We start from the raw sequence: 14,373 nt of genomic DNA on the forward strand, positions 1-14,373 counted from the left end.
ATCGCCGTCCCGACGGCCGTGCTTCGTGCGATGCGCGGAAATCCCTGTCCGGCGACTGCACCGCCCGTCCGCTCGCCTCCCGACTCGTTGCCACGAAAGAGATTCATGGATTCAGACATCATGCGTATCGGCCAGCGCATTCGCCGCCTGCGCCGGGAAGCGAAGAAGACGCTGCTGGAAGTCGCGACTGAAGCGAAACTGTCGGTCGGGTTCCTGTCCCAGGTCGAGCGCCATCTCACGGGCATCTCGCTGTCGTCGCTCGTCAACGTCGCGAAGGCACTCGGCGTGCCGCTCGGCGCGCTGATCGAACAGCCGCGCCAGGCGCAGCCCGATTCGCACGAGGGCCGCCGCAAGCCGTACGCGCTCGACGCCACGTCGCAGTGGTACGAACGCCTCTCCACCACGTTCGACGGCAGCCAGATCAACGCGCTCAAGGTGCAGATGATGGAAGGCTACCGCTCGGAATGGGTGGCGCACGGCGGCGACGAATTCGTGTACGTGCTGGCCGGCCGGATCTGCTACACGGTCGGCAAGAAGGATTACCCGCTGTCGCCCGGCGACTCGCTGCACTTCGACGCGCGCAAGCGGCATCGGGTCGCCAACGTGGGTGACGGGCCGGCCGAGGTGATCGCGGTCGGCACGCTGCCGCTGTTCGACGACCATGGCGCCGGATTCGTGTCCGCGACGATGGACGCCAGGAAACCGGCCCCCGTCGTGCGCGCCACACCGGGCGAGCCGCGTACGAGCCGCCGCGGGTCGGCGCCCAAACGGGCGGATCGCGAGCGTGACGCCGGCGCGGCAGAAAAAGAAAAGAAGGCTGCGGCCAAGCCGCGCGCTTCCGCCGGCAAACGCCCGGCGGCCGCCAAGCCGGCGCGCAAGAAGAAGGCGTAACGGCTTTCCAGGCGCGCGACGCGCGCCCTTCCCGACGCCCTATTCGCCGATCTCGAGCGCCTGCGCGACGGCCTCGACCCGCGCGCGATGCACGGCTTCCCGGATCTTCTCCGTATCGTTACCGATGCCGCGCGCGATCGCGCCGGCATCGACGCTGCGCGCGGCCGCGAGCGCGACGCGCAGCCGCTCGGCCTGCGGATACGGCTGCGCATCGAGCCCGAGCCGCCCGCGCGCATCCGATTCACACGCCTGCAGCATCTCGGCGAAACGCGCCGGCTTGCGCAGCGCGTCGCTGCGCTCGAACAGCCGCACCAGCGCGGCCGCGCCCATCTCCATCACGCGATGCAGGTTGCCGTGCTCGCGCGCGACCACGAGCGCGAGATCGCGGCATTCGTTCGGCACGCGCAGCCGCTCGCACAACGGCTTGAGCAGGTCGACGCTGCGACCCTCGTGGCCGATATGGCGCGGCAGCACGTCGGCAGGCGTCGTCGCCTTGCCGAGATCGTGCGTGAGCGCCGCGAAGCGCACCGGCAGCGAATAACCCTGCTTCGCCGCATAGTCGACGACCATCATCACGTGCACGCCCGTGTCAACCTCCGGGTGGTAGTCGGCGCGCTGCGGCACGCCCCACAGCGCATCGACTTCGGGCAGGATGCGCGCGAGCGCGCCGCACTCGCGCAGCACCGCGAACATCCGCGACGGCTTCGCCTCCATCAGCCCGCGCGCGATTTCCTGCCAGACGCGTTCGGGCACGAGCGCGTCGACCTCGCCCGCGTCGACCATCCGCCGCATCAGCGCGAGCGTTTCGTCCGCGACCGTGAAATCCGCGAACCGCGCGGCGAAGCGCGCGATGCGCAGGATCCGCACCGGATCCTCGACGAACGCATCGCTCACATGGCGGAACACGCGTGCGCGCAGGTCGGCCTGCCCGTCGAACGGATCGATTACGGGCCCGACCAGTTCGCCCTCCGGGCTCACCTCGCGCGCCATCGCGTTGATCGTCAGGTCACGCCGCGCGAGATCCTCGTCGAGCGTGACGTCCGGCGCGTAATGGAACTGGAAGCCGTGATAGCCGGCCGCCGTCTTGCGCTCGGTGCGCGCCAGCGCGTACTCCTCCTGCGTCCGCGGATGCAGGAAGACCGGGAAGTCCTTGCCCACCGGCCGGAACCCCTGCGCGGCCATCTGCTCGGGGGTCGCGCCCACCACCACGTAGTCGCGGTCCTGCACGGGCACGCCGAGCAATTCGTCGCGGATGGCGCCGCCTACTGCGTAGATGTTCATGGCCGGGGCTCGTATTCGGCGATCACGTTCGTTTCGCGCCGCGCGGCGTCGATCCAGCGCTGGACGGCCGGCAGCGCCGTCACGCGGGCCGCATAGCCGGCCGCTTCCGGCGACAGGCCCGGCGCGTACGTATTGAAGCGCATCACGACCGGCGCGTACATCGCATCGGCGATCCCGAATTCACCGAACAGGAACGGCCCGCCCGACGCCTCGAGGCAAGCGCTCCACAGCGCATCGATACGCGCGACGTCGGCGAGCGCCTCGGGCGTCGCGCCGCGTCCCGGCATCGACGCGCGCACGTTCATGCCCATCTGCGTGCGCAGCGCCGCGAAGCCCGCATGCATCTCGGCCGCGACGCAGCGCGCATGCACGCGCTCGAGCGGATCGGCCGGCCACATCGGAAACTGCGGATAGCGTTCGGCGAGCGTCTCGGCGATCGCGAGCGAATCCCAGATCGCGACGCCGTGGTCGTCGATCAGGCACGGCACCTTGCCGGACGGCGAATACTCGAGGATGCGTGCGGCCGTGTCGTCGTGGCGCAGCTCGATCGCGACCTCGTCGAACGGGATGCCGAAATGCGCGAGCAGCAGCCACGGACGCATCGACCACGACGAGTAGTTCTTGTCTCCAATGACGAGTTTCATGACGGTGTTCCGGAAAGCGCGAAAGTGAAAAGAAAGAAGCGGAACGACGGCACCCCGGGCCGGCCTAGCGGCGCGAGCGGAACCAGTCGAACCGGGACCGCTGCGCGGCATTGCCGAGATACGCGGGCGCGATGCTTTCGAGACTCGCGGGCGAGATCCCGAGCTCCGGCGCGAGCGGCCCCGACAGCACGTTCGGCACCGACATCGTCGCGAGATTGTCGCGCGTGAGCACGGGCTCGCCGGGCAGGCATTCGAACACGCTCGCCTGCAGCCGCGCGAGTGCGTCGGGCAGCCGCACGATGCGTGCCTGACGGCCGACCAGCGTGCCGCAATAGCGCACCAGCTGCTCGAGCGTGTAGACGGTCGGGCCGCCGAGCTCGTAGGTCTTGCCGTGTGCGGCCGCGAGATCGAGCGTGTTGACGAACGCGCGCACGACATCGCCGACGAACACGGGCTGGAAGCGCGCATCGGGCATCGCGAGCGGCAGCACGGGCACCGTGCGCTGCAGGTTCGCGAACGTGTTGAGGAACGCATCGCCGGGGCCGAACACGACCGACGGGCGGAAGATCGTCAGCGCGAGCGAATCGGTCGCCGCGATCGCATGCAGCGCGGCCTCGCCGTCGCCCTTCGAGCGCTGGTACATGCTCGCGCCGTGCGAATCGGCGCCGAGCGCGCTCATGTGCAGCACGCGCTGCACGCCCACCTCGGTGCAGGCGGTCGCGAGCGCGGCGGGCAGCGTGACGTGCGCACGCTCGAAGCCGGGCCCGTACGGCGTACCGCGGCCGCCGTGCAGCACGCCGACGAGGTTGATCGCCGCGTGCGCACCGGCGACGAAGCGCGCGAGCGTGCGGGTGTCGAGCCCTTCGAGTTCGACGATTTCGACCGGCAGCATCTGCAGGTGACGCGCGTGGTCGCGCCGGCGCGTGCCGATCCGTACCTGCTTGCCGGCGTCGATCAGCGCATTGACGAGCCGGCTGCCGATGAAGCCGGTGCCGCCCAGCAGCGCGACGGTCTGGCGGTCCATGTCAGGAACCTCAAAAGAACACTGCCGCGTCTCGCGCGGCAGTGTGAAGATTGCGGATCAGGGCGAGATCATGCCTAGACGTTTCTTCAACGACTGCGGTTTGCCCTCGAAGAGCGCCGCGTAATAGACGGTGTTCGACAGCACGTTCTTCACGTAGTCGCGCGTCTCGTTGAACGGAATCGTTTCTGCGAAGATCGCGCCTTCGACCGGCTGCGTCAACACCTGGCGCCACTGGCGCGGCCGGCCCGGGCCCGCGTTGTAGCCGGCCGTGGCGAGCACCGGCGAGCTGTCGAAGTTGTTGTAGATGTCCGCCAGATACCAGGTGCCGAGCTGGATGTTGGTATCGATGTCGTGCATCTGCGTGCGCGAGATCGTGCCCATGCCGAGCTTCTTCGCGACCATCTGCGCGGTGGCCGGCATCAGCTGCATCAGGCCGCCCGCGCCTACCGACGAACGCGCGCTCGTGATGAAGCGCGACTCCTGGCGGATCAGCCCGTACGCCCATTCGGTGTCGAGGCCCGTCGACTGCGCATAGCGCTCGACGATGTTGCGGTACGGCGACGGGTAGCGCAGCGTGAAGTCGTGCTCGGCTTTCGTGCGGTCGGCCGTGTTGACCGTGCGGTCGAGCAGGTCGACACGCTTGCCGTATTCGGCGGCCGCGAGCAGCTGGCGATCGGTCATCCCGCGCAGCGGCCAGTTCCATTCGCGGTTGCCTTCGAGGCGCAGGTTCAGCGCGTAGAAACGCTGCGCGAGCGCGAAGCCCGGAATCTTGCTCATCGCGTCGATCTCGCCGTCGCTCACCTTCGTGCGCGGCGGGATCGTCGTGCGCTGGCCGAGCTCTTCACCGGCAAGCTGTCCGTAGAAGTTGAACTGGCCGGCGACCTGCTCGAATTCCTGGTTCGCCTGCAGCGTGTCGCCGCTCTGCTTGAGCGCGCGCGCATGCCAGTAAATCCAGGCCGGATCGTCGCGCAGCGACGGCGGCATCTGCTCGATCGACCAGCGCACCATCGGCCAGTTGCCGGCGAGCAGCGCGGCGCGCGTGCGCCATTCGTAGCCCGGGTTCGACAGCGGCGCGTTCGCGGATTTCGCGTACCAGACCGATGCGAGCGGCGAGCGCTTGATCGCGCCCTGGTAGCCGATCGCACCCCACGCGATCGCCTGTTCCTGCTTGTTCAGCGATGCGGCGACCGACGTCAGCATCCCGGCTGCCGCGTCCGGATCGTTGCGCGCCATGCGGCCGAGCGCGATCAGCGCGAGCTGGTGCGACGTCGCGTCGGGGCCGACGCCGCGCGCGAGGTACAGCGGCGGCGCGCTCGTCGCCTGGTCGAAGCCGACCGGGCGCGGGCCGAGCGCGTCGACGATCTTGCCGCCGAGCGTCGTGTAGTTCTGCTCGTACGCGAGGCGCGCCTGCTGCCACACGTCGTCGCTCGTGAACTGCTGGTTGACCGTCAGCGCGGTGATCAGGTCGACGCACGCGTCACCGTAATTCTTCGGCTCGACGAGCAGCGCGCGCGCCGCATCGGCGACGTTCTCGCCGCGCGCCGCGCGCGATTCCAGCGCATAGCACTTGACCTGCGTGTCGTCGTCGAGCACGAAGCGCTTGTATTGATCGTCGAAGTTGCGCCAGTCGTGGCGCGCGCCGAGCACGAGCAGGTAGTCGTTGCGCAGGCGGTCGGCGATCGCCTGGCCGTCGTAGCGCTGCAGGAACGACTGCACGGGCGCGTCCGGCGCGTCCACGCGCGCGCGGCCCGTCGCATCGAACAGCTGCGGCTTGATCTGGAAATACTCGACGTAGGACGGTACCGGATAGTTCGGAATCATCGACGCGAGCTGGGCGGCTTTCGCGGCGTCGTTGCGGCGCGCGGCTTCACGAAGCTGCACGAAGGTCTGGTCGTCCCCGGAGACCGTATCGTCGTTCGGTGCGGCGCACGCGGCAGTGCCCGCGACGAGCGCGGTGGCCGAAAGCGTCAGCGCGACCGCGCGATATACTCGGAAAAGGCTGTTCGACATCGTTTTGAATGGAGCGCGAAGTGAGCGAAAGCATAGCACGCAACCCTGTGCCAAACCCGAAGGTTGCGCTACGCAAAACGCTGTCCGGCGCGCGGCGCGACGCCGCGTCGCAACCCGCCGCGAACGCCGCGCTCGACGCGCGGCTGCGCACGCTGCTCGAACGGCTCGCGCCGCGCACGGTCGGGTTCTACTGGCCGCTGCCGGGCGAATTCGATGCGCGCGATGCGGTGCTCGCCTGGTGCGCGGCCGGTGCCGGCCGGCGCGCCGCGCTGCCCGTGATCGGTGAGCGGCACACGCCGCTCGAGTTTCACGCATGGGACACGCACACGCCGATGCGCGAAGGTCATCACCGGATTCCGGAACCGGCGTCGGGAATCGTCGTCGTGCCCGACCTGTTGCTGATTCCCTGTGTGGGATTCGATCTGCAGCGCTACCGGCTCGGCTACGGCGGCGGCTATTACGACCGCACGCTCGCCGCGTGGCCGGGCAGCCAGCCGCCCGTGACGGTCGGCATCGCCTATGAAGCGTGCCGCGTCGACGCCCTGCCGGCCGAAGCGCACGATCTCGCGCTGCGCTGGATCGTGACCGACGGCGCGCTCTACCCGGCCGCCGGGTGATGCGGCGTGCGCCGCCGCGTCCGGCGTCGCACGCCCGTCAGCGCATGGCCGTGCGCCACCCTCGGCGCAACCGTTTACAGCGACGCCGCCGCGCGCGCGGCCGTGTCGTACAGGCCCGATGCGTTGCGCAGCAACTGCGCCGCATCGCCGATCTGCTCGTTGGTGAGCCCACTGTCCTTCAGCGTCTCGATCAGGCAGTGCTCGCGCACCTCGCGATACTTCAGGCACAGGTCGCGGCCCGCGTCGGTCGCGAAGAAGAACACTTCCTTGCCGTTCTTCTCGCTCTTCACATAGCCGCGGGCGATCAGTTTTTTCAGCGCATAGGTCGCGACGTGCGTATCCTCGATATTGAGCACGAAGCAGATGTCGGCGAGCTTCTTCTTGCGTTCACGATGGCTGACGTGATGCAGCAGCGACACCTCGACCGCCGTCATGTCCTTCGCGCCTGCCGCCGACATGCAGCGCACCATCCACCGGTTGAATGCATTGCCTGCCATGATGAGCCCGTATTCGAGCTCCGACAGCTCCGCGCTCGAATCGGAAACGAGGTGTTCGGATGACACGATCTTGGTCGCAGGACGCTTCATGGAAAGGCGGAGCAAGCCGGATGACAGGGTGTGCCGAGTGTACGCCACAAGCCCGGACATACGGGCTAGGCGAAAACGCTTATTGGGAAGATGTCGATATTTTATTGACAATGTGCGCTAACATTGCCGTCCGAACCGTGCCAGTCCGATGACGCAACCCCGCATTTATCCGCTCGGCGATGCCGCCCTCGTCTGCGAGGTGCCGCCACCCGCCACGCTCGATTGCCAGCGCCGCGTCTGGGCCGTTGCCGAGGCCGCGCGCGCGTGGCCCGACGTGGTCGACGTCGTGCCCGGCATGAACAACCTGACGATCGTATTCGACGCGCTCGCCACGACGGCCGAGTCGCTCACGCCGGCGCTGCGCGACGCGTGGGAGACGGCCGACGTCGAGCATGCGGACGGTCGCGAAGTCGAGATCCCGGTCGAGTACGGCGGCACAGCCGGCCCCGACCTGCCGGCCGTCGCCGCCCATACCGGCCTGTCGGCCGACGAGGTCGTCGCGCGCCACGCAGCCGGCGCCTACGTCGTGTTCTTCGTCGGCTTCCAGCCGGGCTTCGCGTATCTCGGCGGGCTCGATGCCGCGCTGCACACGCCGCGCCGCGCGGCGCCGCGCCTCGAGGTGCCGGCCGGCTCGGTCGGCATCGGCGGCGCGCAAACCGGCGTCTACCCGGCCAAGTCACCCGGCGGCTGGCAACTGATCGGCCGCACGTCGCAGGTGCTGTTCGATCCGGCGCGGCCGCAGCCGACGCTGCTGCTGCCCGGCGACCGCGTGCGCTTCACCATTGCGGGAGTCGACGCACGATGACCCAGAGCAACGCACCGGGCACCATCGAGGTGGTGCGGGCCGGCCCGCTGTCCACCGTGCAGGATCTCGGGCGCCGCGGCGCGCGCCATCTCGGCGTCGCGCAGGGTGGCGCGCTCGACGGCCTCGCGCTCGAGGTCGGCAACCGGCTGGTCGGCAACCGTCCCGACGCGGCGGCCGTCGAAATCACGATCGGCCCGGCCGCGTTCCGCTTCACGCGCGCGACCCGCATCGCGATCACCGGCACCGAGTTCGGCGCCACGCTCGACGGCCGGCGCGTATATTCGTGGTGGAGCCTGCCGGTCGAGGCCGGGCAGACGCTCGTGCTGCCGGCTGCGAAACGCGGGATGCGCGGCTACCTGTGCATCGCCGGCGGCATCGACGTGCTGCCGATGCTCGGCTCGCGCAGCACCGATCTCGCGTCGCGCTTCGGCGGCCTCGGCGGCCGCGCGCTGCGCGACGGCGATCGCCTCCCGGTCGGTGTGCTTCCGGCCGGAATGGGCTGCCTCGCGGCCGATGCGCAGGAATTCGGGGTAAAGGCGCCGGCGTGGTGCGCGTTCGTGCGGGTCGACGAGCCGCCGCGTCGCCACCGCCCCGCGCATGCGCCGTGGGCGATGCCCGTGCGCGTGCTGCCGGGCCCCGACTACGCGTCGTTCGCCGCCGATTCGCAGCAGGCGTTCTGGGACGAGGAATGGCTCGTCACGGCGAACAGCAACCGCATGGGCTATCGGCTGGCCGGCGTCGAACTCATGCGCGAGCGGCCGGCCGAGCTGCTGTCGCATGCGGTGCTGCCCGGCACGATCCAGGTGCCGCCGAACGGCCAGCCGATCGTGCTGATGCACGATGCGCAGACCACCGGCGGCTACCCGAAGATCGGCACGGTGATCCGTGCGGATCTGTGGAAACTCGCGCAGGCGCGGCTCAACCTGCCGATCCGCTTCGTGCGCACGACACCCGACGCCGCGCGCGCCGCCCTGACCGCAGAACGTGCCTATCTGCGGCAGATCGACGTTGCGATCGACCTGCGCGAGGAAGCGCGCCGCCGCGCCCAGTCGCGCGCGGCATGACAATGGCGGTAGCAGTACCGAAGGCAGTAGCAAAGACGGGCCACGCAATCAGTGGACGAGGAACATCATGGAAATCGATCTGAATGCCGATCTCGGCGAAGGATGCGGTTCGGACGAGGCGCTGCTCGACCTCGTCACGTCCGCGAACATCGCATGCGGGTGGCATGCGGGCGGTGCGAACGCGATGCGCGACTGCGTGCGCTGGGCCGTGCAGAAAGGCGTGGCGATCGGCGCCCATCCGAGCTTTCACGATCCGGAGAATTTCGGCCGCAAGGAAATGCAGCTGCCGGCCGGCGACATCTATGCGGGCGTGCTGTACCAGCTCGGCGCGCTGTCGGCGATCGCACAGGCCGAGGGCGGGCGCATCGCGCACGTGAAGCCGCACGGCGCGCTGTACAACCAGGCCGCACGCGACCCGATGATCGCCGATGCGGTGGTGTCCGCGATCCGCGATTTCGATCCGTCGCTCGCGGTATTCGGGCTCGCCAACAGCGTGTTCGTCGCGGCCGCGCGGCACGCGGGGCTCGCCGCGGTGGAGGAAGTGTTCGCCGATCGCGGCTACCGCGCGGACGGCTCGCTCGTGCCGCGCAACCAGCCCGGCGCGCTGATCGACGACGAGGACACGATGATCGCGCGCACGCTGGACATGGTGCGCAGCCGTCAGGTGCGCGCGATCGGCGGCGAATGGGTGATGCTCAATGCGCAGACCGTCTGCCTGCACGGCGACGGGCCGCATGCGCTGGTATTCGCGAAACGGATTCGCGCCGCGCTCGAGGCGGTGGGCGTCGACGTGGTCGCGCCCGGCATGCTGCAGGCCGACGAACGCGCGTGACCCAGCTGGTCGCGTTATCCGTCGCACAAAAGAAAAAAGCGCCCTCGTGGCGCTTTTCCGTTGGCGCAATCGCTGCGGCTTCGCCGTCTGTCGATTCGCCCCCCGAAACCGTCTTTCGACGGTGACCGGAAAAATCTTCCGGATTAAAAAACGTCCGCCGCCGCCCGATCACTGCATTCCCCGGTGGGACGACGGAACGCTGCTTATCCCGCAAGTCGGCCTGCATGCCTTGTTGTTGTCCGACGATGATTGGCCCCGCCGTACATGCAGACACTTCCGCGGCCGGCACGTGCATCACGTGCCGGCAACGCGCTAACCCCGCGCTTTATTTTCTGCTACCCCGTAGAACTTTTTCTATTCTTTTCATTTTTTCAACTTGTGGATCGAAGGATAGATATTGGCAGATCGGGATGTCAATCGTTTGAAACGCTATTTTCTGACGATTCGAGGGTTTTCCTTATCGGATTGCGTGTCCATACAGGCGTTCAAGCCGCTCGCACAACGTCGATCAAACAGGGGAGGATCGGTTCGGGCGCGTTGACGGCGATCAGTTCGCGTCGACCCTGTAACCTTGTTGACGCAACAATTCGAGCACGCCGCGCGGGCCGCCCAGGTGCAGCGCGCCGATCGCGACGAACAGCGGCCGGTTCGGTGCGGCGATTGCCGTCATCCGTGCAACGAAGCGGCGGTTGCGCTCGTACAGGATCTTGTCGTCGATCGACGCCGACAACACCTTCGAACGCGCGAGCCGTTCGCTCTTCGCGACGGCCCATGCCGAGATCGCATCGGCGTCGCCAATTCGCCACAGCCGGTGCAGCGCCTTGATGTCGTCGGCGTTCTGCGCGGGCGTCTGCACCATGTCCTGCGCGAGCATCTCGCGCTGCTCGGCGAGCGTCAGCCCGGTGAACGCGCGCATCTGTTCGGCGAGCGTCTCGAGCCCGATCACGCGGCCGCCCTTCTTCTTCAGGAACACGTTCTGCAACTGCGCCTCGGTGCCGTACTCGGTCTGCAGGCCGGCCGACAGCGAATCGTAGGTCTCGACGACGAGCGCCGCGAGCCACGGCCGCATCTTGCGAATCTCGGCGAGCGCGGCCGGGTTGCCGTGCAGGCGCGCCGCGAGCCGCTGCCACAGCGGCTCCGGCAGCAGGCGCTGCAGGCACGGGTAGCGGCATACGCCGTACTTCGACACGTCGTCCTGCGATTCGAGCAGGTCGTCGGGCGACAGCTCGAGCGCGAGCGTCGGCGACGCGGCGAGCGCCGCGAGAATGCGCGGCCGGAACGGCTGCGCGCTCGGGTAATCGGACGGATCGCCCGTGTGCAGCGTGCCGAGCACGTAGAGCGTCACCTTGCCCTTGGTCGCGACGTAGAACGGCATGCGCGCGGGCTGCACGCGCACCGCGCCGCTCGCGACCGTGCCGTTCGACACGGCGGGGGCGTGAAAGCCCGGCAGGCTCATGCCCGGCGGCGGGACTTGCGACGGATGGATCGGTGAAGTGGCCGGCGCGCGCCCTTCGGCGCGCGCGGATTCGACGGGAACCACGAGGCTGGCCGCCACGCACGCGCCGGCCAGCGCCGCGCCCGTGACGGTACGCACGCTCCAGCGCCGCGCGTAGCGGTACGCGCGCATCACGCGCGCGCTGCTTGCCCCCGCACGGCGCACGCCGGACGCGCGCGCCGCCAACGCTTCAGGCATTCGCCTCCCCTACCTCCTCGGCCCGATGGCAGGCCACGTGCCGGCCGTCGACCTCGCGCAGTTGCGGCTCCTCCGCACGGCAGCGCTCGACCGCATACGGGCAGCGCTGGTGAAACGCGCAGCCCGACGGCGGATTGAGCGGCGACGGCAGTTCGCCCTGCAGCTTGATCTGCACGCGGCGGTCTTCCTCGAAGATCGCCGGCGTCGCCGACATCAGCGCGCGCGTGTACGGATGGCGCGGCCGTGCGTAGATCGTCGCCTTGTCGCCGAGCTCGGCGACGCTGCCGAAGTACATCACCATCACGTCGTCCGCGACGTGCTCGACCACCGACAGGTTGTGCGAGATGAACACGTAGCTCGTCTTGAACTGCTCCTGCAGATCCATGAACAGGTTCAGGATCTGCGCCTGGATCGACACGTCGAGCGCGGACACCGGCTCGTCGGCCACGACGATGCGCGGATCGAGGATCATCGCGCGCGCGATCGCGACACGCTGGCGCTGGCCGCCCGAGAACATGTGCGGATAGCGCTTCGCGTGCTCGGGCCGCAGGCCGACCGTGCGCATGATCTGCGCGATGCGCTGCGCGCGCTCGGCGGCCGTCAGGTTCGCGTTGATCTCGAGCGGCTCGGAAAGCGTCTGCTCGACGGTCTTGCGCGGGTTCAGCGACGCGAACGGGTTCTGGAACACCATCTGCACGCGGCGGCGCAGGTCGGCGACCGTCTCGCGGCTTGCACCGGCCACGTTCTTGCCGTCGATCGTCAGGCTGCCCGACGTCGGCGTCTCGATCATCGTGAGCTGGCGCGCGAGCGTCGACTTCCCGCAGCCCGATTCACCGACGACCGCGAGCGTCTTGCCGCGCTTCAGCGAGAACGACACGCCGTTCAGCGCCTTCACCGTGCCCTGCCCGAACATCCCGCGCTTCACCGAATAGTGTTTCGCGAGGCCGTCGGCCACCAGCACGGCTTCCTCGTCGTGCGGCTCGGCACGCGTTTGATTGACTGCATTCATCGTGCACCTCCCGTCAGGTCGAGGTTGGAAACGTTGAGCGGCTTGATGCAGCGTGCGCGCATCGCATCGTTGCCGGACACCAGCGTGTCGAGCGCCGGCCGTGCCTTGCGGCAGTCGTCGACGACGTACTTGCAGCGCGGCGCGAACAGGCACCCGGACGGGCGATCATCGCGGCCCGGCACCATGCCGGGCAATGCGGCAAGGCGACGCGCCCCTTTATTGTGCTCGGGAATCGCCGCGAGCAGCGCTTCGGTGTACGGATGATGCGGCGCACGGAAGATGTCGGGCACGCTGTTGGTCTCGATCACCTCGCCCGCGTACATCACCGCGACGCGCTGCGCGACCTCCGACACCACGGCCAGGTCGTGCGAGATCAGCACGAGCGCCATCCCGCGTTCCTTCTGCAGCTTCACGAGCAGATCCATGATCTGCGCCTGGATCGTCACGTCGAGCGCGGTGGTCGGCTCGTCGGCGATCAGGAGCTTCGGGTTGCACGCGACGGCCATCGCGATCATCACGCGCTGGTTCATCCCGCCCGACATCTGGTGCGGGAACGACGTGATGCGGTTCTTCGCATCGGGAATGCCGACCTGGTCGAGCAGTTCGAGCGCGCGCCGGTGCAGCGCGTCGCCGCGCAGCCCTTCGTGCAGCTTCAGCACTTCCTTGATCTGGTAGCCGACCGTGTAGCTCGGGTTCAGGCTCGTCAGCGCGTCCTGGAACACCATCGCGATGTCCTTGCCGACGATCTTGCGGCGCGCCTTCGGCGACGCCTTCAGGAGATCCACGCCGTTGAACGTGACCTCGTCGGCCGTCACCTTGCCCGGCGCGTCGATCAGGCCCATCAGCGCCATCATCGTCACGCTCTTGCCGGAACCCGACTCGCCGACGACGCCCACCACCTCGCCCGGCGCGATCGACAGGTTGATCCGGTCGACGGCGGGCAGGCCGTTGAAATTCACCGCGAGATTGCGGATGGTCAGAAGATTCTGGGTCATGTCAGGCCATCCGTTTCAGTTTGGGATCGAGCGCGTCGCGCAGCCCGTCGCCGAGCAGGTTGATCGCAAGCACCGAAATCAGGATCGACAGGCCCGGCATCGTCACGATCCACCACGCGTTGTCGATGTAGTCGCGCGCGGACGCCAGCATCGCGCCCCACTCGGCGGTCGGCGGTTGCACGCCGAGGCCGAGGAAGCCGAGCGCGGCCGCGTCGAGGATGGCCGACGAGAAGCCGAGCGTCGCCTGCACGATCAGCGGCGCCGTGCAGTTCGGCAGCACCTGCGAGAACATCAGGCGCAGCGTGCCGGCACCGGCCACGCGCGACGCCGTCACGTACTCTTTCTGCAGCTCGCCGAGCGCCGACGCGCGCGTGAGACGCACATAGGCCGGCAGCGCGACGATCGCGATCGCGAACATCGTGTTGGTGAGGCCCGGGCCGATGATCGCGACGACCGCGACCGCGAGCAGCAGCGACGGCAGCGCGAGCAGCACGTCCATGATGCGCATCACGGGCGTGTCGGCCCACTTCTGGAAGAACGCCGCCACGAGCCCGAGCACGATGCCGGGGATCAGCGCGAGCACGACCGACACGAAGCCGATCCAGAACGACATCCGTGCGCCGTACATCAGGCGCGAGAGGATGTCGCGGCCCGCTTCGTCGGTGCCGAGGATGAATTTCCAGTTGCCGCCATCGAGCCATGCGGGCGGGATCTTCACGAAGTCGCGGTATTGCTCGACCGGGCTGTGCGGCGCGAGCAGCGGTGCGAGCAGCGCGACCAGGATCAGCACGATCACGACGACGCCGGCGCCGACGGCGCCGCGGTTGCGCGAGAAGTTGGCCCAGAACTCGCGCAGCGCGAGCGCACGGCCGCCGGCCGGCGCGGATTCGGTCGGCAAGGTGTTTTGCAGATTGCTCATGG

General features: G+C 68.6%; 14 protein-coding genes. 5 read left to right on the top strand and 9 right to left on the bottom strand.

Annotated elements, in window-relative coordinates; translation table 11 throughout:
* Nucleotides 1–105: 105 nt before the first annotated feature.
* Complete coding sequence (locus tag ACPTTF_RS16420; protein ID WP_423371759.1) at nucleotides 106–891, top strand: helix-turn-helix domain-containing protein; 786 nt, start codon at nucleotides 106–108, stop codon at nucleotides 889–891.
* Nucleotides 892–930: 39 nt separating this feature from the next.
* On the opposite strand, the gene ACPTTF_RS16425 is transcribed toward ACPTTF_RS16420, so the two are convergent.
* The 4 genes from ACPTTF_RS16425 to ACPTTF_RS16440 all read right to left on the bottom strand — a co-directional run bounded on the left by ACPTTF_RS16425 (nucleotide 931) and on the right by ACPTTF_RS16440 (nucleotide 5,850).
* Nucleotides 931–2,172, bottom strand: coding sequence for a multifunctional CCA addition/repair protein (locus ACPTTF_RS16425; protein WP_423371760.1), 1,242 nt, complete (start codon nucleotides 2,170–2,172; stop codon nucleotides 931–933).
* Nucleotides 2,169–2,816: a glutathione S-transferase family protein gene (locus ACPTTF_RS16430; RefSeq protein ID WP_166962577.1), complete on the bottom strand. Its 648-nt coding sequence runs from the start codon at nucleotides 2,814–2,816 to the stop codon at nucleotides 2,169–2,171. The genes ACPTTF_RS16425 and ACPTTF_RS16430 overlap by 4 nt, the downstream gene beginning before the upstream one ends.
* Before the next feature lie 64 nt (nucleotides 2,817–2,880).
* A complete protein-coding gene (locus tag ACPTTF_RS16435; RefSeq protein WP_423371761.1) occupies nucleotides 2,881–3,840 on the bottom strand; it encodes a complex I NDUFA9 subunit family protein in 960 nt (319 codons plus the stop codon).
* Between the two features lie 57 nt (nucleotides 3,841–3,897).
* Nucleotides 3,898–5,850 (bottom strand): transglycosylase SLT domain-containing protein, encoded by a 1,953-nt coding sequence (locus ACPTTF_RS16440; RefSeq protein WP_423371762.1) that lies wholly within the window; start codon nucleotides 5,848–5,850, stop codon nucleotides 3,898–3,900.
* An 8-nt stretch (nucleotides 5,851–5,858) separates the two neighbouring features.
* Between ACPTTF_RS16440 and ACPTTF_RS16445 the strand changes: the two genes are divergently transcribed.
* Nucleotides 5,859–6,467 carry a 5-formyltetrahydrofolate cyclo-ligase gene (locus ACPTTF_RS16445; protein WP_423371763.1) on the top strand — a complete coding sequence of 203 codons (609 nt, stop codon included), beginning with the start codon at nucleotides 5,859–5,861 and terminating at the stop codon, nucleotides 6,465–6,467.
* 74 nt (nucleotides 6,468–6,541) lie between these two features.
* On the opposite strand, the gene ACPTTF_RS16450 is transcribed toward ACPTTF_RS16445, so the two are convergent.
* A complete protein-coding gene (locus tag ACPTTF_RS16450; protein ID WP_027788908.1) occupies nucleotides 6,542–7,054 on the bottom strand; it encodes a winged helix DNA-binding protein in 513 nt (170 codons plus the stop codon).
* Nucleotides 7,055–7,202: 148 nt separating this feature from the next.
* On the opposite strand from ACPTTF_RS16450, the gene pxpB reads away from it, so the two are divergent.
* From pxpB to pxpA, 3 genes are all read left to right on the top strand, one after another.
* Nucleotides 7,203–7,859, top strand: a complete 657-nt coding sequence (gene pxpB, locus ACPTTF_RS16455; RefSeq protein WP_423371764.1) for a 5-oxoprolinase subunit PxpB — start codon at nucleotides 7,203–7,205, stop codon at nucleotides 7,857–7,859.
* A complete protein-coding gene (locus ACPTTF_RS16460; RefSeq protein WP_423371765.1) occupies nucleotides 7,856–8,923 on the top strand; it encodes a biotin-dependent carboxyltransferase family protein in 1,068 nt (355 codons plus the stop codon). Before pxpB ends, ACPTTF_RS16460 begins: the two co-directional genes overlap by 4 nt.
* A gap of 67 nt (nucleotides 8,924–8,990) precedes the next feature.
* Complete coding sequence (pxpA, locus tag ACPTTF_RS16465) at nucleotides 8,991–9,755, top strand: 5-oxoprolinase subunit PxpA (RefSeq protein WP_048026612.1); 765 nt, start codon at nucleotides 8,991–8,993, stop codon at nucleotides 9,753–9,755.
* 547 nt (nucleotides 9,756–10,302) lie between these two features.
* Here pxpA and ACPTTF_RS16470 read toward each other — a convergent pair.
* The 4 genes from ACPTTF_RS16470 to ACPTTF_RS16485 are packed head-to-tail and all read right to left on the bottom strand — an operon-like array spanning nucleotide 10,303 to nucleotide 14,371.
* Complete coding sequence (locus ACPTTF_RS16470; RefSeq protein ID WP_423371766.1) at nucleotides 10,303–11,448, bottom strand: TraB/GumN family protein; 1,146 nt, start codon at nucleotides 11,446–11,448, stop codon at nucleotides 10,303–10,305.
* Nucleotides 11,441–12,457, bottom strand: coding sequence for a peptide ABC transporter ATP-binding protein (locus ACPTTF_RS16475; protein WP_423371767.1), 1,017 nt, complete (start codon nucleotides 12,455–12,457; stop codon nucleotides 11,441–11,443). Before ACPTTF_RS16475 ends, ACPTTF_RS16470 begins: the two co-directional genes overlap by 8 nt.
* Entirely contained in the window at nucleotides 12,454–13,452 is a 999-nt protein-coding gene (locus tag ACPTTF_RS16480) for an ABC transporter ATP-binding protein (protein WP_166962561.1), read from the bottom strand. Before ACPTTF_RS16480 ends, ACPTTF_RS16475 begins: the two co-directional genes overlap by 4 nt.
* 1 nt (nucleotide 13,453) lies before the next feature.
* Complete coding sequence (locus ACPTTF_RS16485) at nucleotides 13,454–14,371, bottom strand: ABC transporter permease subunit (RefSeq protein WP_166962559.1); 918 nt, start codon at nucleotides 14,369–14,371, stop codon at nucleotides 13,454–13,456.
* Nucleotides 14,372–14,373 lie beyond the last annotated feature (2 nt).

The organism is Burkholderia crassaminum (assembly GCF_964265005.1).
GTDB lineage: Bacteria > Pseudomonadota > Gammaproteobacteria > Burkholderiales > Burkholderiaceae > Burkholderia.

Coding starts and splice junctions, on each gene's coding strand:
- ACPTTF_RS16420 (WP_423371759.1), top strand. CDS start 106: ATGGATTCAGACATCATGCGTATCGGCCAGCGCATTCGCCGCCTGCGC.
- ACPTTF_RS16425 (WP_423371760.1), bottom strand. CDS start 2,172: ATGAACATCTACGCAGTAGGCGGCGCCATCCGCGACGAATTGCTCGGC.
- ACPTTF_RS16430 (WP_166962577.1), bottom strand. CDS start 2,816: ATGAAACTCGTCATTGGAGACAAGAACTACTCGTCGTGGTCGATGCGT.
- ACPTTF_RS16435 (WP_423371761.1), bottom strand. CDS start 3,840: ATGGACCGCCAGACCGTCGCGCTGCTGGGCGGCACCGGCTTCATCGGC.
- ACPTTF_RS16440 (WP_423371762.1), bottom strand. CDS start 5,850: ATGTCGAACAGCCTTTTCCGAGTATATCGCGCGGTCGCGCTGACGCTT.
- ACPTTF_RS16445 (WP_423371763.1), top strand. CDS start 5,859: ATGGAGCGCGAAGTGAGCGAAAGCATAGCACGCAACCCTGTGCCAAAC.
- ACPTTF_RS16450 (WP_027788908.1), bottom strand. CDS start 7,054: ATGAAGCGTCCTGCGACCAAGATCGTGTCATCCGAACACCTCGTTTCC.
- pxpB (WP_423371764.1), top strand. CDS start 7,203: ATGACGCAACCCCGCATTTATCCGCTCGGCGATGCCGCCCTCGTCTGC.
- ACPTTF_RS16460 (WP_423371765.1), top strand. CDS start 7,856: ATGACCCAGAGCAACGCACCGGGCACCATCGAGGTGGTGCGGGCCGGC.
- pxpA (WP_048026612.1), top strand. CDS start 8,991: ATGGAAATCGATCTGAATGCCGATCTCGGCGAAGGATGCGGTTCGGAC.
- ACPTTF_RS16470 (WP_423371766.1), bottom strand. CDS start 11,448: ATGCCTGAAGCGTTGGCGGCGCGCGCGTCCGGCGTGCGCCGTGCGGGG.
- ACPTTF_RS16475 (WP_423371767.1), bottom strand. CDS start 12,457: ATGAATGCAGTCAATCAAACGCGTGCCGAGCCGCACGACGAGGAAGCC.
- ACPTTF_RS16480 (WP_166962561.1), bottom strand. CDS start 13,452: ATGACCCAGAATCTTCTGACCATCCGCAATCTCGCGGTGAATTTCAAC.
- ACPTTF_RS16485 (WP_166962559.1), bottom strand. CDS start 14,371: ATGAGCAATCTGCAAAACACCTTGCCGACCGAATCCGCGCCGGCCGGC.